23 protein-coding genes are annotated in these 22,730 nt (G+C 49.0%); all 23 read left to right on the top strand.

Annotated elements, in window-relative coordinates:
• Window positions 1-222 precede the first annotated feature (222 nt).
• The 23 genes from flaD (at window position 223) to fliR (ending at window position 22,722) form a co-directional block, all read left to right on the top strand.
• A complete protein-coding gene (gene flaD / locus R4537_RS09245; RefSeq protein WP_000290373.1) occupies window positions 223-1,356 on the top strand; it encodes a flagellin D in 1,134 nt (377 codons plus the stop codon).
• 234 nt (window positions 1,357-1,590) lie between these two features.
• Entirely contained in the window at window positions 1,591-2,721 is a 1,131-nt protein-coding gene (gene flaB, locus R4537_RS09250) for a flagellin B (RefSeq protein ID WP_071177888.1), read from the top strand.
• Window positions 2,722-2,794: 73 nt separating this feature from the next.
• A complete protein-coding gene (flaG, locus tag R4537_RS09255; protein WP_000405332.1) occupies window positions 2,795-3,256 on the top strand; it encodes a flagellar protein FlaG in 462 nt (153 codons plus the stop codon).
• 21 nt (window positions 3,257-3,277) lie between these two features.
• Window positions 3,278-5,278 carry a flagellar filament capping protein FliD gene (gene fliD / locus R4537_RS09260; RefSeq protein ID WP_071177887.1) on the top strand — a complete coding sequence of 667 codons (2,001 nt, stop codon included), beginning with the start codon at window positions 3,278-3,280 and terminating at the stop codon, window positions 5,276-5,278.
• A gap of 1 nt (window position 5,279) precedes the next feature.
• The gene (gene fliT / locus R4537_RS09265) at window positions 5,280-5,585 is read left to right on the top strand and encodes a flagellar protein FliT (RefSeq protein ID WP_071177886.1); all 306 of its coding nucleotides are present in this window, start codon (window positions 5,280-5,282) and stop codon (window positions 5,583-5,585) included.
• A 10-nt stretch (window positions 5,586-5,595) separates the two neighbouring features.
• Window positions 5,596-6,006 carry a flagellar export chaperone FliS gene (fliS, locus tag R4537_RS09270; protein ID WP_001214991.1) on the top strand — a complete coding sequence of 137 codons (411 nt, stop codon included), beginning with the start codon at window positions 5,596-5,598 and terminating at the stop codon, window positions 6,004-6,006.
• A gap of 231 nt (window positions 6,007-6,237) precedes the next feature.
• Window positions 6,238-7,704, top strand: a complete 1,467-nt coding sequence (locus tag R4537_RS09275) for a sigma-54 dependent transcriptional regulator (protein WP_001190983.1) — start codon at window positions 6,238-6,240, stop codon at window positions 7,702-7,704.
• Window positions 7,705-7,814: 110 nt separating this feature from the next.
• Window positions 7,815-8,870 (top strand): sensor histidine kinase, encoded by a 1,056-nt coding sequence (locus R4537_RS09280; protein ID WP_071177885.1) that lies wholly within the window; start codon window positions 7,815-7,817, stop codon window positions 8,868-8,870.
• A 2-nt stretch (window positions 8,871-8,872) separates the two neighbouring features.
• Window positions 8,873-10,306 (top strand): sigma-54-dependent transcriptional regulator, encoded by a 1,434-nt coding sequence (locus R4537_RS09285; RefSeq protein WP_071177884.1) that lies wholly within the window; start codon window positions 8,873-8,875, stop codon window positions 10,304-10,306.
• Between the two features lie 75 nt (window positions 10,307-10,381).
• Entirely contained in the window at window positions 10,382-10,693 is a 312-nt protein-coding gene (fliE, locus tag R4537_RS09290) for a flagellar hook-basal body complex protein FliE (RefSeq protein ID WP_001234824.1), read from the top strand.
• A 15-nt stretch (window positions 10,694-10,708) separates the two neighbouring features.
• On the top strand, window positions 10,709-12,451 hold the full coding sequence (fliF, locus tag R4537_RS09295; protein WP_071177883.1) for a flagellar basal-body MS-ring/collar protein FliF: 1,743 nt from the start codon (window positions 10,709-10,711) through the stop codon (window positions 12,449-12,451).
• Window positions 12,444-13,490 (top strand): flagellar motor switch protein FliG, encoded by a 1,047-nt coding sequence (fliG, locus tag R4537_RS09300; RefSeq protein ID WP_071177882.1) that lies wholly within the window; start codon window positions 12,444-12,446, stop codon window positions 13,488-13,490. Before fliF ends, fliG begins: the two co-directional genes overlap by 8 nt.
• A gap of 92 nt (window positions 13,491-13,582) precedes the next feature.
• Window positions 13,583-14,383: a flagellar assembly protein FliH gene (gene fliH / locus R4537_RS09305; RefSeq protein ID WP_071177881.1), complete on the top strand. Its 801-nt coding sequence runs from the start codon at window positions 13,583-13,585 to the stop codon at window positions 14,381-14,383.
• 3 nt (window positions 14,384-14,386) lie between these two features.
• Entirely contained in the window at window positions 14,387-15,706 is a 1,320-nt protein-coding gene (gene fliI, locus R4537_RS09310) for a flagellar protein export ATPase FliI (RefSeq protein ID WP_071177880.1), read from the top strand.
• A 14-nt stretch (window positions 15,707-15,720) separates the two neighbouring features.
• Window positions 15,721-16,161, top strand: a complete 441-nt coding sequence (fliJ, locus tag R4537_RS09315; protein ID WP_071177879.1) for a flagellar export protein FliJ — start codon at window positions 15,721-15,723, stop codon at window positions 16,159-16,161.
• Window positions 16,162-16,341: 180 nt separating this feature from the next.
• Complete coding sequence (locus tag R4537_RS09325) at window positions 16,342-18,303, top strand: flagellar hook-length control protein FliK (RefSeq protein ID WP_071177878.1); 1,962 nt, start codon at window positions 16,342-16,344, stop codon at window positions 18,301-18,303.
• A gap of 37 nt (window positions 18,304-18,340) precedes the next feature.
• Window positions 18,341-18,844: a flagellar basal body-associated protein FliL gene (gene fliL, locus R4537_RS09330; protein WP_071177877.1), complete on the top strand. Its 504-nt coding sequence runs from the start codon at window positions 18,341-18,343 to the stop codon at window positions 18,842-18,844.
• A 7-nt stretch (window positions 18,845-18,851) separates the two neighbouring features.
• On the top strand, window positions 18,852-19,898 hold the full coding sequence (fliM, locus tag R4537_RS09335) for a flagellar motor switch protein FliM (RefSeq protein ID WP_071177876.1): 1,047 nt from the start codon (window positions 18,852-18,854) through the stop codon (window positions 19,896-19,898).
• 70 nt (window positions 19,899-19,968) lie between these two features.
• Window positions 19,969-20,379 (top strand): flagellar motor switch protein FliN, encoded by a 411-nt coding sequence (fliN, locus tag R4537_RS09340; protein WP_001129786.1) that lies wholly within the window; start codon window positions 19,969-19,971, stop codon window positions 20,377-20,379.
• 3 nt (window positions 20,380-20,382) lie between these two features.
• On the top strand, window positions 20,383-20,772 hold the full coding sequence (fliO, locus tag R4537_RS09345) for a flagellar biosynthetic protein FliO (protein WP_071177875.1): 390 nt from the start codon (window positions 20,383-20,385) through the stop codon (window positions 20,770-20,772).
• Window positions 20,750-21,649, top strand: a complete 900-nt coding sequence (gene fliP, locus R4537_RS09350; RefSeq protein WP_071177874.1) for a flagellar type III secretion system pore protein FliP — start codon at window positions 20,750-20,752, stop codon at window positions 21,647-21,649. Before fliO ends, fliP begins: the two co-directional genes overlap by 23 nt.
• A 12-nt stretch (window positions 21,650-21,661) precedes the next feature.
• Window positions 21,662-21,931, top strand: a complete 270-nt coding sequence (fliQ, locus tag R4537_RS09355) for a flagellar biosynthesis protein FliQ (RefSeq protein ID WP_071177873.1) — start codon at window positions 21,662-21,664, stop codon at window positions 21,929-21,931.
• A gap of 8 nt (window positions 21,932-21,939) precedes the next feature.
• Complete coding sequence (gene fliR, locus R4537_RS09360; protein WP_071177872.1) at window positions 21,940-22,722, top strand: flagellar biosynthetic protein FliR; 783 nt, start codon at window positions 21,940-21,942, stop codon at window positions 22,720-22,722.
• The last annotated feature ends 8 nt before the right edge of the window (window positions 22,723-22,730 follow it).

A 22,730-nucleotide genomic window follows, 5' to 3' on the forward strand; every position in this document is an offset into this window, starting at 1 on the left:
TCCGTGGTAGAAAAACCTTGAGTGCTAAAGTGCACTTTTTGTGCATTTTATGTGTTTGATGCCTAATTTCTCGCCAACCAAACTTTTTTCTTAAAAAATCGAAAATTTTTCCTAAAGGATTTAAAAAACGCGCCGTTATAAAAGGTAACTTTGAGAGAACTACTTTGGTTTTCCGAGACGTCGGAAACCGGATACATCGGAAAATCAATTGGAGAAATCACCATGGCAGTGAATGTAAATACCAACGTAGCAGCAATGACAGCTCAACGTTATTTGACTGGTGCAACCAATGCACAACAAACTTCAATGGAGCGTCTATCTTCAGGCTTTAAAATCAATAGCGCTAAAGATGATGCTGCCGGCCTACAAATCTCTAACCGCTTGAACGTACAAAGCCGCGGTCTGGATGTGGCAGTACGCAACGCGAATGATGGTATTTCAATTGCTCAAACCGCAGAAGGCGCGATGAATGAAACCACCAACATTCTGCAACGTATGCGTGACTTGTCACTGCAATCTGCGAACGGCTCGAACTCCAAATCTGAGCGTGTGGCAATCCAAGAAGAGATCACCGCACTGAATGATGAGCTGAACCGTATTGCAGAAACCACGTCATTCGGTGGTAACAAGCTGCTCAACGGTACCTTCTCAACCAAGTCGTTCCAAATCGGTGCGGACAACGGTGAAGCGGTCATGCTGACCTTAAAAGACATGCGCAGTGATAACCGCATGATGGGTGGTACCAGCTACGTCGCGGCAGAAGGCAAAGACAAAGACTGGAAAGTACAAGCGGGCGCGAACGACATCACTTTCACGCTGAAAGACATCGACGGCAATGATCAAACCATTACCGTGAACACCAAAGAAGGTGATGATATCGAAGAAGTGGCGACTTACATCAACGGTCAAACCGATATGGTGAAAGCGTCTGTCAACGAGAAAGGTCAGCTACAAATCTTTGCTGGTAACAACAAAGTAACCGGTGATGTAGCCTTCTCTGGCGGCCTAGCGGGTGCACTGAACATGCAAGCTGGAAAAGCTGAAACGGTTCACACCATGGATGTGACTTCTGTCGGTGGTGCACAACAGTCAGTGGCAGTGATTGACTCAGCACTGAAGTATGTAGATAGTCACCGTGCTGAACTGGGTGCGTTCCAGAACCGTTTCAACCATGCAATTAGCAACTTGGATAACATTAACGAAAACGTGAATGCGTCTAAGAGCCGTATCAAAGACACCGATTTCGCGAAAGAGACCACAGCGCTCACCAAATCGCAAATCCTGTCTCAAGCATCAAGCTCTGTGCTGGCTCAAGCCAAACAAGCGCCAAACGCCGCACTCAGCCTGTTGGGTTAATCCCCACACCGCCAAAAAATCCAGCTTCGGCTGGATTTTTTATTGCAGCCAGTTTCATTAATGAGTGCCTAACTTCACGAAAGTGGAGAGGATTTTCTTTTTTTGAAAAAAAGCCTGAAATTTCTCTAAAGGATATTTATTTCTCGCCGTTACAGGATACGAGAGAAATGAGGTAAACCGAGGTGAGGTGAGAGACACCAAGGTTTACCAACTTATCCGCCTAAGGAGATCAATATGGCAATTAATGTAAACACGAACGTGTCTGCCATGACCGCTCAGCGCTATGTAAATGGTGCTGCTGATGGTATGCAGAAATCGATGGAGCGTTTGTCGTCCGGCTACAAAATCAACAGTGCCCGAGACGATGCCGCAGGTCTGCAAATTTCTAACCGTTTGACATCGCAAAGCCGTGGTTTGGACATGGCGGTGAAAAACGCCAACGATGGTATTTCCATCGCCCAAACTGCAGAAGGGGCGATGAACGAAACGACCAACATCTTACAACGGATGCGCGATCTTGCGTTGCAATCCTCTAACGGCTCAAACTCTTCTTCGGAACGCCGCGCGATTCAAGAAGAAGTGTCTGCCCTCAATGACGAGTTGAACCGTATTGCAGAAACCACCTCTTTTGGTGGCAACAAACTGCTGAATGGTTCGTTTGGTAGTAAATCGTTCCAGATTGGTGCGGATTCGGGTGAAGCAGTCATGCTCAGCATGGGCAGCATGCGCTCGGATACTCAAGCCATGGGCGGTAAAAGTTATCGAGCTCAAGATGGCAAAGCCGCAGACTGGCGTGTCGGCGCAGCAACCGATCTGACCCTGAGCTACACTAATAAGCAGGGTGAAGCACGTGAAGTGACCATTAATGCCAAACAAGGTGACGACTTAGAAGAGCTTGCGACTTATATCAACGGTCAAACCGAAGACGTTAAAGCGTCGGTCGGTGAAGGTGGTAAGTTACAACTGTTTGCTTCATCACAAAAAGTCAATGGTGATGTGACCATTGGTGGTGGATTGGGCGGTGAAATTGGTTTTGATGCTGGCCGTGATGTTACTGTCGCGAATGTTGATGTATCAACAGTAGCGGGTTCGCAAGAGGCGGTGTCAATTCTGGATGGGGCTTTGAAGGCGGTGGATAGCCAACGCGCTTCATTGGGTGCATTCCAGAACCGTTTCGGACATGCGATCAGTAACTTGGATAACGTCAACGAAAACGTTAACGCGTCTCGTAGTCGTATCCGTGATACTGATTATGCTCGTGAAACCACGGCGATGACCAAAGCGCAAATATTGCAGCAGGCGAGTACCTCTGTGTTGGCGCAAGCGAAGCAGTCACCATCTGCAGCTCTGAGCTTATTGGGATAACCCTTTGAGCGGTATTGAGCTAGTAAGTAACTTGTGGTTTAAATGTTACTTATAAGGTGGAAGGGAGATTGTTATGGAAATACCATCCTACGCATCGAACATCCAGCCTTACGGCTCACAAAGTGGCACTAAAATTGCTTCAGAAAACGATAATGCAAAAAGTGTTTCGCTTTCAGGGGATAACAGTCGCTCGGTTTCGCGTACAGATAAATTATCTGAACACTTTTCTGAGCAGGTCAGGGCAAGGCAGCAAGAATCGGCAGAGACTGCTATGGCGCAATCTAAACAGCGCCAACGTCTTAACGAGGAGCAACTTGCCAAGATGGTGGATCAAATGAATGAGTTTGTGAAATCCATTAACAAAGGCCTGTCTTTCAGATTGGATCGTGAATCCGGGCGTGAGGTGGTAACTATCTACGAAGCCTCGACGGGCGATATTATTCGCCAAATCCCCGAGGAAGAGATGCTTGAAGTATTGCGCCGCCTTGCCCGTGAACAGGATCATCGATCCGGTTTACTGATGGCAAAGGTGTAACACGGTTTTTGAGGTGATTGAATGAGTTTAGGCCCGATGGGGATGAATACTGGCTTTGATATCAATGGCATAGTGAGTAAAGTTGTCAATGCAGAGCGTATGCCTAAGCAGCAACGCATTGATAATGATCGCACTAATATTGATACCAGTATCAGCGCCTATGGTCGGCTCAGAGAGTCGCTGGATACGATGAAAAATCTGATGACCCAGTTTCGTCAGGAGAAGGCTTTTGCGGTACGCAAAGTCGACACCAGTAACGAACAGGTTGTCTCCGCGACGGCCACCACGGAAGCTATTGCTGGCAACTACTCCGTCGATGTGTTGCAGCTTGCTCAAAGCCATAAAATTGCGTCTGAAGTATTGGACAAAGATGCGAAATTTGGTCCGGGCAAGCTGCATATTTCATTGGGTGATAAGAGTTTTACGCTGGATGTAAAAGGCAACTCCAAGCTGGTTGATATTGTCCGCGGAATCAACAGTGAAAAATCCAACCCAGGCGTGCGAGCTTCTATCATCAATGATGTTGAAGGTCCGCGGCTGATCGTTGCCTCTAACGTGTCGGGCAAAAATTACAGTGTAAAAATGTCAGCTCAAGCAGAAGCGGGTAATCCACTTAAGCAACTCGAATACAAAACCCTTGAACAGCGGGTCCGTGATTTAGAAAAAGCGCGTGCGCAAGCTCAACAACTCATCGCACCACTTACCCCTGAACAGCAAAAAGTTGCCGCTAAAGTAGCGGAAAAAATTGGTGATGCTGCTCGGTTAGTTGATCAAGAAGTCGCACAAGAAATTCGAAGTGCCGCACAAAGTGCACAAGGTGTTAGCGGAGATACGCTCAACGCAGGTGAGTTAACCGAAAGTGCGGTAAAAGCGGCGGCTAATGCCGCTAGTGATGCTAAAAAATACATCAGGCCGGAAGACAGAATTCCGGGATGGACAGAAACGGCTTCTGGCACCTTGCTCGATTCTTATTGGGAGCCGGAAGAAGAACTCGACGCTCAAGGTCAAAAAAAGGCCGCTGAAGTACCTGGATGGAGTAACACCGCATCCGGTACTCTGATCGATTCCTACGTCACGCCGCAAGAAGCGCAGCAAAAGCTAGAACAGAAATTAGCGCAAGAGAAAGCGCAGATTGAAGCAGCAGTCCGCAGCGGAAAAATGACGCCAGAAGAAGCCAAAGCCCAAGCACGGGCGCAACTTAGCCCAGAAGAGCGTGCCTACATTGAACAAGTCGAAAAAGCGCAAGCGGCTCTGAGCGCCGCGCAAAGCGCATTCGATGGCTACGGCGGCATGACCGAAGTGCAATCTGCGCAAGATTCTATGGTTGTGCTGGATGGGGTGGCAACCTTATCGAGCAATAACAACATCATTGAAAGTGCGATTGAAGGGGTGAACTTAACCCTCAAAGGCAAAACCGAGCGCAATCAGCCCCCGACGGAAATCGGCATTGAATATGACCGTCAGCGAGTTCGTAACGATATTGAACAGTTTGTCGCCGCTTATAACCAGTTTTTCCAAACCAGTAAACAGTTGGCGGGCGTTGATCCACGAACCGGACAAGCCGGCCCTTTAGCGGGTGACAGCATAGTTCGTAGCGCAGACTCGCGATTAAAAACGGTCTTTTCATCGAGCATTGAGCAAGCGCCAGAAAACCTCAAATCACTGACGGAGTTTGGGATCACCACTACCCGACAAGGGACGCTAGAAATCAACTATGCTATGCTTGACCGCCAACTGAATAATAACTTCACCAAGTTGGGCGACTTTTTTGGCGGCAATCAAGGCTTTGCGAAAAGAGTTGAAGATGCCATTTCGAGTATGACTGGGGTGACTGGTTCTATTCGCACCCGGGAGAAAAGTTTGACGGAACAAGCCTATCGCTTGGATGACGATCAACGCTCACTGGATCGCCGCATGGAGAGTTTGCAGCAGCGTACTCATGCTAAATTTAGTGCTATGCAAGATGCGACTAGTAAGATGCAGTCACAGTTGGCGGGCATGATGAACGCTTTAGGTGGTTAATGTGGAAGCAGAATTGCAATGTTTGAGTGATCTCGATCAACAAATCGCTACTCTTCTTGCGGAAGATGACATTCATGCTGAAGATATTTTGCAGTTGGTCGATAACAGGGAACAGCTATTGCATAGCTTGTTAGGCTATTTGGCCGAGCACCCTGAATTGGCAAAGTCCGATTTATGGCTCAAGGCAATTGGTAATACTCAACAACTTGTGGAACAGATGCAGTTAAAAACGGCGGCGATGGGGCAAACACTCCACAAATATCGCCACGGAAATAAATCGGTTCAGCAATACAAAAAGTTTCTATAAGAGGAAGACTATGCGTGGTTCTTTACAGGCGTACAAAAAAGTATCAGTGGATAGCCAGCTAAGTGCGGCCTCACCGCATAAAATCGTTCAGATGTTAATGGCCGGAGCGATTGAGCGCCTTATCCAAGGTAAGGCGGCAATGCAGCAAGGTAACATCCCTGTGAAAGGTGAACGTTTAGGTAAAGCCTTGGATATCATCATTAGCCTGCGCAGCTGCTTGTCGATGGAAGATGGTGGAGACATCGCTCAAAATCTTGATCAATTGTATGACTTTATGGTCAACCAAATTACTCAAGCGAATCATAAAAATGATCCGCAAATGCTCGATGATGTGATTGAGATCATCCGTGAAATAAAGTCAGCTTGGGATCAAATTCCTCCCGAATATCACAACTTGACTGCCGCTGAAGTGGGTATTTGATTTCTGTCAGAGAAACTTTTAACAGATATCACACCCAGCAAATGCTTGGTTGCCTTATTTGCTGATTTAAATAGAATAGAAGCCACTAACTAGCCAAGTGGCTTTTTTTGTTGCTGATTTCCACAAATTGTCTATCGTTTATTCAGGATCCAGAATCAAAATTAACACCTGAAAATGATATTCAAACGGTGCAACCACAACTTCTTATAATAAAGGCAAATAATCTCACCTATGCAGAGTTTAGCGAAACTACTTGTGATTGAGGACGATGCCGCGATCCGGCTCAATCTCAGTGTTATTTTAGAATTTGTAGGAGAGCAGTGTGAGGTCATTGAGTCTACTCAGATTGACCAAATCAATTGGTCGGCAGTGTGGGGCGGATGCATTTTAGGTTCGCTGTGTGGTCAAGCGCTTTCTGAACAATTAATCCAATCACTGGCCAAGGCTAATCATATTCCGTTGTTGATTGCCAATAAGCAGCCTTATTCCTTAGAAGAATTCCCCAACTATGTGGGTGAGTTAGATTTTCCGCTCAACTATCCGCAGCTGAGCGATGCCTTGCGTCACTGTAAAGAATTTCTTGGGCGCAAAGGTTTTCAAGTCCTTGCGACCGCACGCAAAAACACCCTATTTCGTAGCCTTGTTGGGCAAAGCATGGGGATTCAAGAAGTTCGTCATTTGATTGAGCAAGTCTCGACCACGGAAGCCAACGTACTGATCCTCGGTGAGTCGGGCACGGGTAAAGAAGTGGTTGCGCGCAACATTCACTACCATTCAGGACGCCGTAATGGCCCTTTTGTGCCCATCAACTGTGGTGCAATTCCGGCTGAATTATTGGAAAGTGAACTGTTTGGTCATGAAAAAGGGGCGTTTACCGGAGCGATTACTGCACGTAAAGGCCGTTTTGAACTGGCTGAAGGCGGCACACTCTTTTTAGATGAAATTGGCGATATGCCGATGAGCATGCAGGTTAAACTGCTGCGCGTGCTGCAAGAGCGCTGTTTTGAACGTGTGGGAGGCAACAGCACTATCAAAGCGAATGTGCGCGTGATTGCCGCAACGCACCGTAATTTGGAAGAGATGATTGACGGACAGAAATTTCGTGAAGATCTCTACTACCGCTTAAACGTGTTCCCGATTGAGATGCCCGCTCTGCGCGATCGGATTGATGACATTCCTTTGCTGTTACAAGAGCTGATGACTCGTATGGAAGCGGAAGGGGCGCAGCCCATCTGTTTCACGCCGCGTGCGATCAATTCGATGATGGAGCATGACTGGCCGGGTAACGTACGTGAACTTGCCAACTTGGTTGAGCGTATGGTCATCCTGTATCCAAACAGTTTGGTTGATGTGAATCACCTGCCGACCAAATACCGTTACAGTGATATTCCGGAATTCCAGCCAGAGCCTAGCCGTTTTAGCTCGGTTGAAGAGCAAGAGCGTGATGTGTTGGAAGGCATTTTTGCAGAAGACTTCAATTTTGAAGAGCCGCAGGAATTTGTCCCTGATATAGATGCGCCGCAAGCGCTGCCGCCTGAAGGGGTGAATCTTAAAGAGTTGCTCGCTGATTTAGAAGTGAACCTCATCAACCAAGCGTTAGAAGCGCAAGGGGGAGTAGTGGCGAGAGCGGCAGACATGCTCGGTATGCGTCGCACCACCTTGGTTGAGAAGATGCGCAAATACAACATGCAACGCTAGGAAACCATAGTCAATATATTGGCATTGACTAACGTGTTGATTTTAAACATGAATGGCTTGGCATGACTCTTGCGTGCCAAGCCATTGTTGCATTTAAAAACAGAGAGTGAATGATGAACAGCGCAGTGCAAGAGCAGCATTCCCATTTGGACTCGTTAGAAGATCAAGTTGAGCGCTATAAACAGGTATTGGATGTGATGCCCGCCGGGGTGATTTTGCTCGATACCCAAGGCATAGTGCGTGAAGCCAACCCAGAAGCACAGCGTTTACTGGATGTACCGCTCGTGGGTGAAAAATGGTACAGCGTGATCCAGATTGCTTTTGCCCCGCGTGACGATGATGGTCATGAAATCTCGCTGCGCAATGGACGCAAAGTGCGCTTGGCGATCTCCGCCTCGACAACGGGTCAGCTCATTTTGATCACCGACTTGACGGAAACTCGCCTATTGCAATCACGGATCAGTGATCTGCAACGTCTCTCTTCCTTGGGACGCATGGTGGCGTCATTGGCTCACCAAGTGCGAACGCCACTGTCCAGTGCCATGCTGTATGCCGCGAATCTCGCAGCACCGAATTTACCGCCTGCTACTCGTGAGCGTTTTCAAAGTAAGTTGGTTGACCGACTGCACGATTTGGAAAAGCAAGTTAACGACATGCTGCTGTTTGCCAAAGGTGGCGATAATAAGGTGGTGATGCCTTTCTCGATTGGTGATTTGGCCGCCGAATTTATGCCTATGGTCGAAACGGCGCTGAAAAATAATCAGATCGATTACGGGCAAGAAGTCGAAAGCGAAGAGACCATGTTGCTGGGTAATGCCAATGCTTTGGCTTCCGCACTGAGTAATTTGGTGATGAATGCGCTGCAAATTGCGGGGAAAGGCTCACAAATAGATGTGTTTTTCCGCCCAGTGAATAGCGAACTTAAAATTTCCGTGCAAGATAACGGCCCCGGTGTGCCAGAGTCGTTGCAGCACAAAATCATGGAACCCTTTTTTACCACTCGCTCACAAGGCACCGGCCTTGGCTTAGCAGTAGTGCAGATGGTGTGTCGCGCCCACGGTGGGCGGTTGGAACTGATATCCGAGGAGGGAGAGGGCGCTTGTTTTACCATGTGCATTCCCCTTGAACGTCAGGCAGATAGCTCAAACTCAGAGACTGGAGAGTGAAGATGGCTCAAAGCAAAGTCTTAATCGTAGAAGATGACGAAGGTCTTCGCGAAGCGTTGATCGACACCTTAGCTTTAGCGGGTTATGAGTGGCTGGAAGCCGATTGTGCAGAAGATGCCCTGCTCAAACTCAAATCACACAGTGTCGATATTGTGGTGTCTGATGTGCAAATGGCAGGCATGGGTGGACTCGCTCTGCTACGCAGTATCAAACAGCACTGGCCGAATTTACCCGTACTGCTGATGACCGCTTACGCCAATATTCAAGATGCCGTATCTGCCATGAAAGATGGTGCGATTGACTACATGGCCAAGCCTTTTGCACCAGAAGTGCTACTGAACATGGTCAGCCGTTACGCGCCAGTAAAGTCAGATGACAACGGCGATGCTGTGGTCGCGGATACGAAAAGCCTCAAACTGCTTGCCTTAGCCGATAAAGTGGCGAAGACCGATGCCAACGTGATGATTTTGGGGCCAAGCGGCTCAGGTAAAGAAGTGATGTCACGTTATATCCACAATGCCTCTCCTCGTAAAGAGGGGCCATTTATTGCGATTAACTGCGCAGCAATTCCTGACAACATGTTAGAAGCAACGCTGTTCGGTTATGAGAAAGGCGCGTTTACTGGAGCCGTACAAGCGTGTCCAGGTAAGTTTGAACAAGCCCAAGGTGGCACTATTTTGCTCGATGAGATCAGCGAAATGGATCTCAATCTGCAAGCGAAACTGCTGCGGGTACTGCAAGAGCGGGAAGTGGAGCGCTTAGGGAGCCGCAAAAGCATCAAGCTCGATGTGCGCGTGCTCGCAACCAGTAACCGTGACTTGAAACAGTATGTGCAAGCCGGACATTTCCGTGAAGACTTGTACTACCGTTTGAATGTGTTCCCATTAACCTGGCCAGCCTTGTGTGAGCGTAAAGACGATATTGAGCCGCTAGCTAACCATCTGATTGAGCGTCACTGCAAAAAGTTAGGTTTACCTGTACCAAGCATTGCGCCTAACGCCATCACTAAACTGCTGAATTACCCATGGCCGGGTAATGTGCGCGAGCTGGATAACGTTGTGCAGCGTGCTTTGATCTTAAGTGAAAACGGCCATATTCAAAGTGAGCACATTTTGCTGGAAGGGGTTGATTGGCATGATGCCAGCAGCTTACAGCAAGCGGTGGCGGGAGAGTCGATGGCTGCGCCGCAGATCAAACTTGTTGCAGAGCCCGAAGTGTTTAAGCCCTTAGTGCAAGGTGGTGGGCAAAACAGTAGTTCGCAAAGTTCAGGTTTGGGTGGTGAGCTGCGCGACCAAGAGTTTGCGATTATTCTTGATACGCTTGCCGAATGTCAGGGACGCCGTAAAGAGATGGCGGAGAAGCTAGGTATTAGCCCACGCACTTTACGTTACAAACTTGCCAAAATGCGTGATGCAGGGATTGATATCCCCGGTTGAGGGCATGGCATACAAATTGCTCTTTAGAGTTAGGAATGGAATTTTTGAGTCAAACAATTGGCATCAGAGGTAGCAATGAGACTTGACGGTTTAAATAACGAAATGCAGGCGATGATGTTTGAGGCAATGAACACTCAGCCCGCATCGACAGGTCAGAAAGTTGGCGCTGACTTTGGTGCCATGTTGACCAAAGCGATCAACAACGTCAATGGCCTGCAAAAGACCTCAAGTGATATGCAGACGCGTTTTGATCGTGGCGATGAAGGGATTTCTCTTTCTGATGTGATGATCGCCCGTAATAAATCGAGTGTGGCGTTTGAAGCGACCATTCAAGTACGCAATAAGCTCGTCGAAGCGTACAAAGAACTGATGAATATGCCAGTATAACTTGGGTAATAGACTGTGGCCGATGATAAACAAACAACCGATCTCGCGTTGACCAATAGTGGTGGTGAGCATGCTTTGATGGCAGGCTCTGATATGGACCACGACACGCAGAATCCGGACATCAACGAAAAAAGTAGCAAAATGGACTTTACCGTTGGTGATCTCGATTTATTGCGCCAAGTGGTACTGGTACTGTCTATTTCAATCTGCGTTGCCCTTATCGTCATGCTGTTCTTCTGGGTACGTGAGCCGGATATGCGTCCGCTGGGTGCTTACGAAACCGAAGAACTGATCCCAGTCTTGGATTACCTCGATCAACAGAAACAGCAATACAAACTTGATGGCAATACCATTTTGGTGCCCGTCAGTGATTACAACAGCCTCAAACTCTCCATGGTACGCGCGGGATTAAACCAAAACCGTCAGGCCGGCGATGAAATTCTGATGCAAGATATGGGCTTTGGGGTATCACAGCGTCTTGAACAAGAACGCCTCAAGCTGAGCCGTGAACGTCAACTCGCGAAAGCGATTGAAGAGATGCGCCAAGTTAACAAAGCTCGCGTATTGCTTGCATTGCCAAAGCAGAGTGTGTTTGTTCGTCATAACCAAGAAGCGTCAGCGTCTGTGTTCTTGACGGTACGCACGGGAGCCAATCTTAAACAAGAAGAGATTGATGCCGTGGTCGATATGGTGGCCAGTGCGGTGCCGGGCATGAAGCCGAGCCGGGTTACGGTGACCGATCAGCATGGTCGTTTGCTCAGCTCAGGCTCACAAGATCCCGTTTCTGCAGCTCGCCGTAAAGAACAAGAGCTAGAAAAGCAGCAAGAAGAAGCATTGCGCAGCAAGATTGATTCGGTACTCATCCCCATTCTTGGTCTTGGAAACTATACCGCTCAAGTAGATATACAGCTTGACTTCAGCGCGGTAGAGCAAACACGTAAAGTGTTTGACCCCAATACGCCAGCCACACGCAGTGAATACACGCTGGAAGATTACAACAACGGTAACGTTGTCGCAGGGGTGCCGGGCGCTCTTAGCAACCAACCCCCCGCCGATGCCTCGATTCCGCAAGATGTAGCGCAGATGAAAGATGGCTCCGTCATGGGGCAAGGGTCGGTGCATAAAGAAGCGACACGTAACTATGAACTTGATACCACCATCAGCCATGAGCGTAGGCAATCAGGGGTGATTAACCGTCAGACCGTAGCGGTGGCCGTTAAGAGTCGTTCCAGCGTCAATCCTGATACTGGCGAAGTCACTTACACGCCACTCAGTGAAGCAGACCTCAACTCAATTCGTCAGGTTCTGATCGGCACCGTAGGCTATAGTGAAAATCGTGGAGATTTACTGAATGTCCTCAGCATGCCGTTTGCTGAACCCGAAATGGAACAAATTGTTGATGTCCCAATTTGGGAACATCCAAACTTCAACGATTGGGTTCGTTGGTTCGCCAGTGCCTTGGTTATCATCATCGTCATTTTGGTGCTAGTACGTCCAGCGATGAAGAAACTTATCAACCCAGCGGCGGATGACGATGACCAAATGTACGGCCCAGACGGTATGCCAATTGGCGCGGATGGTGAGACAAGCCTCATCGGCAGCGATATTGATGGCGGTGAGTTGTTCGAATTTGGTTCAGGCATTGATCTGCCGAATCTTCACAAGGATGAGGACGTGCTGAAAGCAGTACGTGCCTTGGTGGCAAACGAGCCAGAACTCGCGGCTCAAGTAGTGAAGAACTGGATGGAAAATGGCTAAAGACAATAAAGATGGTGGAGAAGTGGTCGAATCAACCATTGATATCAGTGAAATTCCCGGTGCAGAAAAAGCAGCCATTTTGCTGCTCAGTTTGAATGAAGAAGATGCCGCAGGCATCATTCGCCACCTCGAGCCTAAACAGGTACAGCGGGTGGGTAGTGCCATGGCACGCGCCAAAGACTTAAGCCAAACCAAAGTGTCAGCGGTGCATCGTGCCTTTTTGGAAGATATTCAAAAATACACCAACATTGGTATGGGCAGTGAAGACTTCCTGCGTAATGCTCTGGTTGCGGCGTTGGGGGCGGATAAAGCCAACAACTTGGTGGATCAAATTCTGCTTGGTACCGGCTCGAAAGGTCTGGATTCACTAAAATGGATGGATCCACGTCAAGTAGCGAGCATTATTATCAACGAGCACCCGCAGATCCAAACCATCGTATTGTCGTACCTCGAGCCGGATCAATCGGCCGAGATTTTGGCGCAGTTTGCTCAGCGTGACGCTCTCGATTTGCTGATGCGTATCGCTAACTTGGAAGAAGTACAGCCTTCAGCGCTGGCCGAGTTGAACGAAATCATGGAGAAACAATTTGCGGGTCAAGCGGGGGCACAAGCGGCCAAAATTGGTGGCTTGAAAGCTGCTGCCGACATCATGAACTATCTGGACAACAACATCGAAAGCGTATTGATGGAAGGAATGCGCGAAAAAGACGAAGACTTGGCAACTCAGATCCAAGATTTGATGTTTGTGTTCGAGAACTTGGTCGAAGTCGACGATCAAGGCATCCAAAAATTGCTGCGTGATGTTCCGCAAGATGTCTTGCAAAAAGCCCTCAAAGGGGCAGACGATACACTGCGCGAGAAGATCTTCAAGAATATGTCGAAACGTGCTGCTGAGATGATGAAAGACGATTTGGAGGCGATGCCACCGATCAAAGTGTCCGATGTAGAAGCGGCTCAGAAAGAGATCTTGTCTATCGCTCGTCGTATGGCCGACAACGGCGAGATCATGCTGGGCGGCGGTGCCGACGAATTCTTATAATCAAGTGGGATCGGTGTAAGCCGATCCCATTTCCTTCGATGCATTATTTTGATGAACGTTAAACAAAACTTGCTGCATGATTGAGGATCACAATGTCTGGTGAAAGAAAGCGTGGTTTTATTCGCCCGGGTACAGATGATGCAATGGTCACACCTCAACGTTGGGGGCTGCCGGATTACGGTGCGGAAAGTAACAAAGCGGCTAAACAGACTGCGTTTAATTACGATCCGGGCTGGATCCCAAACTTTGATGAACCGGATCAGGTCGTCGAGCACGAATTCAGTGAAGAAGAGATTGCACTGATCCGCACTGCCGCTCAACAAGAGGGCTTTGAGTCAGGGCAAGCAGAAGGCTATCAGCAAGGCTTTGAACAAGGTAAGGCTGAAGGTTTTCAAGCCGGTCATCAAGAAGGGCAAACGCAAGGTTATCAAGACGGCGTTGCCCAAGGGCAAGACTTAATTCAAGAACAAGTCAAAACCTTTATGACGCTGGCGAACCAGTTTGCTCAACCCCTTGATTTGCTTAATGCTCAGGTCGAAAAGCAACTGGTGGACATGGTACTCACGTTGACCAAAGAAGTGGTGCACGTTGAAGTGCAAACCAATCCACAAGTGATCCTCGATACCGTCAAAGCTTCAGTCGAAGCGCTGCCGATTGCAGGGCACGCGATTACTCTCAAACTCAATCCAGAAGATGTGGAGATCATTCGCCAAGCCTACGGTGAACAAGAAATCGAAACCCGTAACTGGACGCTACTCAGCGAGCCAGCTTTAAGTCGCGGCGATGTACAGATTGAAGCGGGCGAGTCGAGTGTCAGCTATCGGATGGAAGAGCGGATTCGCAGCGTGCTGAAAAGCTTCTGCGGTATCAACCGTCACCATCCGGGAGAGTAGCCGATGTTAGCGTTAGCCGATCGCCTTGCCCAATACAAAGTCGAAGGACACACCACCCGACCCATGGCTTCGGGAAAGTTGGTGCGTGTTGTGGGTTTGACGCTGGAAGCCACAGGTTGCAAAGCACCCGTCGGAAGTTTGTGTAAAGTCGAAACCATGAACGGCGAGATGGAAGCCGAAGTGGTGGGTTTTTCTGGCGATAATCTTTTTTTAATGCCTAGTGAACAGATCATCGGTGTCCTTCCCGGAGCCAAAGTGACTCCTGTCACCACCGAATCAGGCTTGCCCGTCGGTATGGAACTGCTGGGACGCGTGATTGATGGCGTGGGTAACCCGCTCGATGGTTTAGGTCCGATTTATACCGAACAACGCGCTTCACTCAACGCTATGCCGATTAACCCACTGGCACGTAAACCGATCAACGAACCTCTGGATGTTGGCATCAAGGCGATCAACGGTTTACTGACGGTCGGTAAAGGACAACGGATTGGCTTGTTTGCAGGTTCCGGTGTCGGTAAATCGGTCACACTCGGCATGATGACCCGAGGCACCACAGCGCAAGTTGTGGTGGTGGGGTTGATTGGTGAGCGGGGACGTGAAGTCAAAGAGTTTATCGAAGAGATCCTCGGGGTTGATGGTCGCCAGCGCTCCGTGGTGGTGGCCGCTCCTGCTGATTCCTCGCCGCTGATGCGTTTAAAAGGGTGCCAAACGGCTCTGACTATTGCCGAGTATTTTCGCGATCAAGGTTTGGATGTGCTGCTGTTGATGGATTCACTCACGCGTTTTGCGCAAGCGCAGCGTGAGATTGCACTGTCCGTCGGAGAGCCCCCCGCGACCAAAGGTTATCCACCATCAGTGTTTGCCAAACTACCAGCACTGGTTGAGCGCGCTGGTAATGGCGGCCCACACCAAGGTTCTATCACCGCATTTTTCACCGTATTGACCGAAGGGGATGACTTACAAGATCCGATTGCGGATGCCTCGCGCGCGATCTTGGATGGTCATATCGTGTTATCGCGGGAAATGGCCGATGCAGGGCACTATCCGGCGATTGATGTCGAAAAATCCGTCAGCCGGGTTATGCCACAAATCACCACCGATGAGCATTTACTGATGTCGAAAGCGGTTCGGCAGATCCTTTCCGTGTGTCGTAAGAATCAAGACTTAGTCTCGATTGGTGCCTACAAACCGGGCACCGACAAAGCGATTGATGCGGCTTTCACCCTCAAACCGAAATTGGATCAGTACTTGCAGCAAGCCATGAAAGAAACGGTGCCTTATGACATGTGCGTCAACATGCTGCGCCATGTACTCAGCTCGTAACTTGGAGCTCTGAAATGGATAACGCGTTAGATTTTCTGCTCGAACAAGCTCAGGAAAACGAAGCTAAAGCGGTGTTGGCGCTTAGCAAAGCTCGCAGCGAGCTGGAAAGTTACTATCATCAATTGCGTCAAATTGAACAGTACCGCTTAGAGTATTGTCAACAGTTGGTTGAGCGTGGCAAATCGGGATTAACCGCCAGTCAATATGGGCACCTTAACCGATTTCTTATTCAGCTCGATGAAACCTTAGCTAAACAAAAAAGCGCGGAGCAGCATTTTCGTCTGCAAGTCGAAAACTGTGAACAACACTGGATGAACATGCGTCAAAAACGGAAATCCTATCAATGGCTGCTGGAAAAAAAACAAACTGAACGTCAGCTATTGCAAGAAAAACGCGAGCAGAAACAGATGGATGAATTTTCGACCTTGATGTTCAATCGCCGCCGGCTCTCCTGATAAGTTTTGGCTTAAAACCGGTATCGCGGCACGATGTTCTCTTTGGGGTCACAATGAAACCCTCACTTGGCTTACTTTTTGCTAGATTTTCTCAAAAGGGCGCTAACCCCAACCTGTTACTGATGAGTTGATCTGCGCAGGTCATGCTCAGACTTCAATTCCACTGTGCGAGTAGCGAATATGAATGTGAATCTCACCCCCCCGGTTGAACCGAGTAAAATAGCTCCAACGGCAAAAAGTAGCGCTGCCAGTACGGATGCCGCGGCGACGGAGTCCTCTGGTGGTTTTTTTGCACAGTTACACGCTCTTATTTTCGGCAGTAAAACCGCTTCGGATACCCCTGTTGCCAGAGCGACTCAGACTGATGGTGAGGCCGAAGCTCAAGTGAATAGCAATGCAGCCCTAGACGCCGACAATGAGGCGGTTTTAGCAACAGAGATGGATGACGCTCTGTTTGGAACCAACGAAGTGGAGGCTGCCAGTGATGAAAGCCCATCTGTCGACACCATAAAATCGGCTCAGAAAGCGCCATCATTAGAAAATGGTGAAGCGATTTCCGCTAAAGCTGCGCCAGTTAAGCAAGATGAACAAGGCTCAAATGCACCCATACCGGCTTCGCTCGCCAAGTGGGTAACGAACGCTGACGAGTCAGTGAGTGGTGAGTTACAACGCAAAACGGCACAGGTGATGAGTGAGGGGGATGAATTATTGGGGCGTTTGCAAGAGGCGAACCAAACGCTGATCAAAACCAACGGCAAAACTTTGCCAGCGCAGCATGGCCAAGCATTGGACTCACAACATCCCGACAGGTTACTGAATGCGACGCAGTATGAAGAGGTTTTACCGATTCAATCTGCCACTGCTGACCTTGATGCTGCGGCCTTAGACTCGGCTGCCACTGAAGATAAAACAGCACAAGATGAATGGATGGCAAGCGCTTTGATAGGCGGTGCATTAGCGGGTGGATTGTCAGGCGCTGCATTGGCGTCGGCAAACACAGTACACGCCGAACCTGTTGAGGGGGCAATGCTTGAGGGAATGCCACAAACACTCGCTAATCACGCGGCTTTGGCAAGCCCAAGCTCTGAGGTAAGTGAGGCACTTATAGCTCAAAGTCAAGCGCCGAAAGCGACACCATTGACTCAATCAGTGCTCAATCCGGCATCAATTATGGCTGATGAAGGGCTTAATCTGCCAACTTCTGCAACAGAAACGGGCAAAGTGGCGATTCCTTGGGGCACGCCAATACCGACTGACAATGAGTTGGCGGCGCTGACTCCGGAACTGAAAGCCATGCTCGAAGAAGGGAGCAAAGCGAAAGCCCCAGTGCCTAATGCGCTGGCTCAGTCAGTCGCGCAAGGGTTAACGCCAGCCCATTTAACGGCGCAGCAAACGGGCACCGCGGCGCTGCCAATGAATCCTACGGCGGCGATGCCTATCGATATGGCGGCACTAGCGCCTCAAACGGTAGCAGCCAATCCAATGCTAAATCCTGCCGCGACGGTGAATCCTGAGCTTGCCGCCAGCTCTGCCATGCTGGCAGCATTAGGTGGCCGAGCTTTAGCGGGCAGTGACGAACGTCGTGCTGTGAGTGAATCAGGACAAGAAGGCTTAGCCCAGCAAATCGCAGCGGCAGCAGGACAAGGTACGGCACAAAACCAAGCACTCAACCGTGCTGAGTCGCAACTGGTACAAACCAATGCTACTCCTGTTCCACTGAATAAAGAGATGGCTGCCGATCAGTTGGCTGAACGTGTGCAGATGATGATGTCGAAGAACTTGAAAAATATCGATATTCGGCTGGATCCACCGGAATTGGGGCGGATGCATATTCGCATGAACATGCAAGGTGATGGCGCGACCGTGCATTTCACCGTCGCGAACCAACACGCACGTGAGGTGTTAGAACAAACTATGCCAAGGCTGCGTGAAATGTTGGCGCAGCAAGGCGTCCAGTTGGGCGATACCTCGGTTCAGCAACAAAGTGCGGGACAACAGCAGCGTTATACAGGACAAGAGCAGTCTGGTTTTGTTCAAAGCGCACGCAATGAAAGGCTCAATAGCGAAGAAAACCTTGATACTGACATCAAACTTGATTTGAATGTGGCAACAAAGCGTGATGGAATCAGTTATTACGTTTAAACTTATACAAAATTAACCACATACAGAGGCAATTGTTATGGCCGAAGAAGAACAAGGTACAGAAGCGCCGAAAGGTAAAAGTAAGCTACTGATCATCATTATTGCAGTTGTGGTCTTGTTAGTGGGAGGCGGTGGCGCGGCATTCTTCATGATGGGAGGAGAAGAACCGACCACAGGAGAAGATGTTGAGGCGGTGACACAAAAATCGTCAGGCAAAACCGATCCGGTTGCTTATGTCAATATCGCACAGCCTTTTGTGTTTAACGTGACTGGCGATGCCAGAGATCGCTTAGTGCAAATCAAAGTTCAGTTAATGGTGCGTGGCTCGCAAAATGAGAGCTTGGCTCGTTACCATTCACCTTTGGTGGAAAGCTCCTTGCTCGCTACTTTTGCTTCTGCAACGGTGGAGCAATTGCGCACCTCCAATGGCCGTATTGAGCTGCGTGATAAAGCCACCGAAGACATCAAAGCCGCACTCAACCAAGCGGTAGGCAAACCCGTTATTGAGAAAGTGCTGTTTACCGACTTTGTAATGCAATAGGTGAGATGTGACTGATTTATTAAGCCAAGACGAAATTGATGCGCTGCTTCATGGCGTTGACAGCGTAGATGAGGAAGAAGAGGAATTACCCAAATCGGGCCCCGGTGCCGCGAATTTTGATTTTTCTTCCCAAGATCGTATCGTCCGGGGTCGAATGCCGACTCTGGAGCTTATCAATGAACGTTTTGCTCGCCATCTGCGCATCAGTCTGTTCAACATGCTGCGTAAAACCGCAGAAGTGTCGATCAACGGCGTGCAGATGATGAAATTTGGTGAATACCAAAATACCTTATATGTCCCCACCAGTTTGAACATGGTGCGTTTTCGTCCTCTCAAGGGCACCGCCTTGGTGACCATGGAAGCGCGTTTGGTGTTCATTCTGGTAGAAAACTTCTTCGGTGGCGACGGTCGTTATCATGCGCGAATTGAAGGGCGTGAATTTACTCCAACCGAACGGCGGGTTATTCAACTGCTGCTCAAAATCGTGTTTGCCGACTACAAAGATGCGTGGTCGCCCGTCATGGGGGTGGAGTTTGAATACCTCGATTCCGAAGTGAACCCGAGCATGGCGAACATCGTCAGCCCAACCGAAGTGATTGTCGTCAGCTCCTTCCACGTTGAAGTGGATGGCGGCGGTGGCGATTTCCACATGGTCATGCCGTATTCGATGGTAGAACCGATCCGTGAACTGCTGGATGCGGGTGTGCAATCGGACAAAATGGAAACCGACGTGCGGTGGAGTTCGGCTCTGCGCGAAGAGATCATGGATGTGCCAGTCAATTTCCGAGTGAACTTACTGGAAATGGATATTGCGCTGCGCGATTTGATGGAGTTGCAAGTTGGGGATGTTATCCCGATCAAAATGCCAGAACATGCGGTGATGTTTATTGAAGAGCTGCCGACTTATCGTGTGAAAATGGGACGCTCGGGTGAAAAACTCGCAGTACAAGTTTCTGAGAAAATTAAACGCCCAGATGTGGTGAAAACGGATCTCGCGTTCCTTGATAAAGACATTATTGCTGAGTTTGAAAACGCAGAAGATGAAATCGAGTGATCCGTTCTACCATGTCGGATTGAGCGCTCGATAACAGCGGATAATAAAGAGAACCAATAGGTAGTTGAAGATGGCAAAAAGCGAAGATGAAAGACTGGCCGAAGAGTGGGCTGCCGCACTGGGGGAAGACCCTAATGCGCCTGATATTGATGTGGATGAAATCTTAGCCGCACCACTTGAAGAGCTGAAAAACACAGCGCCTCCAATTACGGATGATGAGCGTCGTAAGCTCGATACCATTATGGATATTCCGGTAACCATCTCGATGGAAGTCGGGCGCTCTAAAATCAGCATTCGTAACCTGCTGCAACTGAACCAAGGTTCGGTGGTGGAGTTAGATCGGATTGCCGGTGAGTCACTGGATGTGATGGTTAACGGCACTCTGATCGCCCATGGCGAAGTTGTGGTGGTAAACGATAAATTTGGTATCCGCCTTACCGACGTGATAAGTCAAACTGAACGTATCAAGAAATTGAGATAGCCAATGCGAAAATTGGCGGCTCTGTTTCTTATCCCTGTCCCTGGGGTGGCTGCCACCAGCAGCCAACTGGATTTAGCGACCACCTTGGGGTCGCTTTTGTTCGTTATTGCTCTGATATTGTTACTGGCTTGGCTACTCAAACGCATGCGTGTACCGGCTTTCGGTCAGCAAAAAGGGCTGAGTATCATCAAACAGTTACCCGTTGGCACCCGAGAGCGGGTGATGATCATCCAAGTGGGCGACGATCAGTATTTGATTGGGGTGACCACTCAGTCAATTCAACTGCTGGCCAAACTCGATAATCCACTCATACAGGAGGAGCTGCCAGCAACCGCCTTTTCTCACCAGTTGATGCAGCTACTGAAAAAACATGAAACGGACTCAAAGACTTAATTTGACCTCTTGGTTGACGACAGGATTTCTTACTTGGCTGCTTTCTGGGTTGCTTGGTTTTACCTCGCTCGCTTTTGCAGAAGAGCCGCTGAATACCGCAATTCCATCCACCGCTGCCGGAGCTTCCTCTGTCACGGTGACGGCGCTAGAAAAAGAGCGGGGGAATGCCAAAACCATCGCGTTAGGTAGTAGCAGTGGTGGAGGTGGAATTCCCGCATTTACCATGACCACCAATCCCGATGGCAGTGAAGATTACTCGATAAACCTGCAAATTCTTGCTTTGATGACCATGCTCGGCTTCTTGCCAGCCATGGTGATTTTAATGACCTCATTCACCCGGATCGTGGTGGTGATGTCTATTCTGCGTCAAGCGATGGGCTTGCAACAAACGCCATCCAACCAAGTGATTATCGGTATAGCGTTGTTTCTGACCTTTTTCATTATGGCGCCAGTGTTTAACCAGATTAATGAACAAGCGGTGCAGCCTTATCTCAATGAGCAAATCACTGCACGCCAAGCGTTTGATTTAGCGCAAGAGCCACTCAAAGCCTTTATGCTCAAACAGACCCGAGTCAACGATCTGGAAACCTTTGTAGAAATGTCTGGTGCACAAGTGACCGCGCCTGAGCAAGTCTCGATGGCGGTGCTGATCCCTGCTTTTATTACCTCAGAGTTAAAAACGGCCTTCCAAATCGGCTTTATGCTGTTTTTACCTTTTTTGATCATTGACTTAGTTGTAGCTTCAGTGCTCATGGCTATGGGTATGATGATGCTCTCGCCCATGATTGTCTCTTTGCCGTTTAAATTGATGTTGTTCGTGTTGGTGGATGGTTGGAACCTTATCCTGTCGACCTTGGCGGGCAGTTTTGCCTTGTAGCGGGGAGGGCACATGACACCAGAGATATTTGTTGAGCTGTTTAAAGAGTCACTCTGGCTGGTACTGATCATGGTGTGTGCCATCATCATTCCTAGCTTATTGGTGGGTTTGGTCGTCGCCATTTTTCAGGCGGCCACCTCGATTAACGAACAGACACTGAGTTTTTTGCCGCGTCTCATTATTACCCTATTAGCGCTGATGTTTTTTGGGCACTGGATGACGCAAATGCTAATGGACTTTTTCTACAGCATGATTGAACGCTTGCCGCAGGTTCTGTACTAGGAGTCCCTATGGAATATCCCGCCAGTGTCGTGCTTGATTTCATCGCCAACTATTTTTGGCCGTACACGCGCATTGCGGCCATGTTGATGGTGATGACAGTCACTGGCGCACGCTTTGTGCCTGCGCGGGTACGTCTTTACTTGGGGTTAGCGCTCACTTTTGCGATGATGCCTGCAATTCCGGCTGTACCTTCCGATATTGCATTGCTCTCGCTACAAGGATTCATGATCACCTTCGAGCAGATTGTGATTGGTGTAGCGATGGGCATGGTCACCCAGTTTTTGGTGCAAATATTTGTTATGCTCGGCCAAATCCTTGGTATGCAATCGAGCTTAGGTTTTGCCTCCATGGTCGACCCAGCCAACGGACAAAATACTCCGCTACTCGGTCAGCTTTTTATGTTACTGGCTACGCTGTTTTTCCTTGTCAGTGATGGCCATTTGAAAATGATCCAACTGGTCGTCTTCAGTTTTAAAAGTTTACCGATTGGCAGCGGCTCTTTAACGACGGTGGATTTTCGTGAATTAGCGCTGTGGCTCGGCATTATGTTTAAAGCGTCATTGGCCGTCTCGCTGTCGGGCATTGTTGCGTTGTTAACTGTAAACCTTTCCTTTGGCGTAATGACTCGTGCTGCGCCGCAGCTCAACATTTTCTCGCTCGGTTTTTCCTTTGCACTTTTGGTGGGGTTATTGCTCTGTTGGTATATCGTCCACGGTTTGTACACCCACTACGATATTTATTGGCAAGAGGCGGAGGAGCAGGTTTGCCGTCTTATTCGCTTAAATTGTTAGGAGGCTGA

The sequence above is a fragment of the Vibrio paracholerae genome, from assembly GCF_037672085.1.
GTDB lineage: Bacteria > Pseudomonadota > Gammaproteobacteria > Enterobacterales > Vibrionaceae > Vibrio > Vibrio cholerae.

Excerpts from the sequence above, each read along its gene's own strand:
- flaD (WP_000290373.1), top strand. The coding sequence starts at position 223 with ATGGCAGTGAATGTAAATACCAACGTAGCAGCAATGACAGCTCAACGT.
- flaB (WP_071177888.1), top strand. The coding sequence starts at position 1,591 with ATGGCAATTAATGTAAACACGAACGTGTCTGCCATGACCGCTCAGCGC.
- flaG (WP_000405332.1), top strand. The coding sequence starts at position 2,795 with ATGGAAATACCATCCTACGCATCGAACATCCAGCCTTACGGCTCACAA.
- fliD (WP_071177887.1), top strand. The coding sequence starts at position 3,278 with ATGAGTTTAGGCCCGATGGGGATGAATACTGGCTTTGATATCAATGGC.
- fliS (WP_001214991.1), top strand. The coding sequence starts at position 5,596 with ATGCGTGGTTCTTTACAGGCGTACAAAAAAGTATCAGTGGATAGCCAG.
- R4537_RS09275 (WP_001190983.1), top strand. The coding sequence starts at position 6,238 with ATGCAGAGTTTAGCGAAACTACTTGTGATTGAGGACGATGCCGCGATC.
- R4537_RS09280 (WP_071177885.1), top strand. The coding sequence starts at position 7,815 with ATGATGAACAGCGCAGTGCAAGAGCAGCATTCCCATTTGGACTCGTTA.
- R4537_RS09285 (WP_071177884.1), top strand. The coding sequence starts at position 8,873 with ATGGCTCAAAGCAAAGTCTTAATCGTAGAAGATGACGAAGGTCTTCGC.
- fliE (WP_001234824.1), top strand. The coding sequence starts at position 10,382 with ATGAGACTTGACGGTTTAAATAACGAAATGCAGGCGATGATGTTTGAG.
- fliG (WP_071177882.1), top strand. The coding sequence starts at position 12,444 with ATGGCTAAAGACAATAAAGATGGTGGAGAAGTGGTCGAATCAACCATT.
- fliH (WP_071177881.1), top strand. The coding sequence starts at position 13,583 with ATGTCTGGTGAAAGAAAGCGTGGTTTTATTCGCCCGGGTACAGATGAT.
- fliI (WP_071177880.1), top strand. The coding sequence starts at position 14,387 with ATGTTAGCGTTAGCCGATCGCCTTGCCCAATACAAAGTCGAAGGACAC.
- fliJ (WP_071177879.1), top strand. The coding sequence starts at position 15,721 with ATGGATAACGCGTTAGATTTTCTGCTCGAACAAGCTCAGGAAAACGAA.
- R4537_RS09325 (WP_071177878.1), top strand. The coding sequence starts at position 16,342 with ATGAATGTGAATCTCACCCCCCCGGTTGAACCGAGTAAAATAGCTCCA.
- fliL (WP_071177877.1), top strand. The coding sequence starts at position 18,341 with ATGGCCGAAGAAGAACAAGGTACAGAAGCGCCGAAAGGTAAAAGTAAG.
- fliN (WP_001129786.1), top strand. The coding sequence starts at position 19,969 with ATGGCAAAAAGCGAAGATGAAAGACTGGCCGAAGAGTGGGCTGCCGCA.
- fliO (WP_071177875.1), top strand. The coding sequence starts at position 20,383 with ATGCGAAAATTGGCGGCTCTGTTTCTTATCCCTGTCCCTGGGGTGGCT.
- fliP (WP_071177874.1), top strand. The coding sequence starts at position 20,750 with ATGAAACGGACTCAAAGACTTAATTTGACCTCTTGGTTGACGACAGGA.
- fliQ (WP_071177873.1), top strand. The coding sequence starts at position 21,662 with ATGACACCAGAGATATTTGTTGAGCTGTTTAAAGAGTCACTCTGGCTG.
- fliR (WP_071177872.1), top strand. The coding sequence starts at position 21,940 with ATGGAATATCCCGCCAGTGTCGTGCTTGATTTCATCGCCAACTATTTT.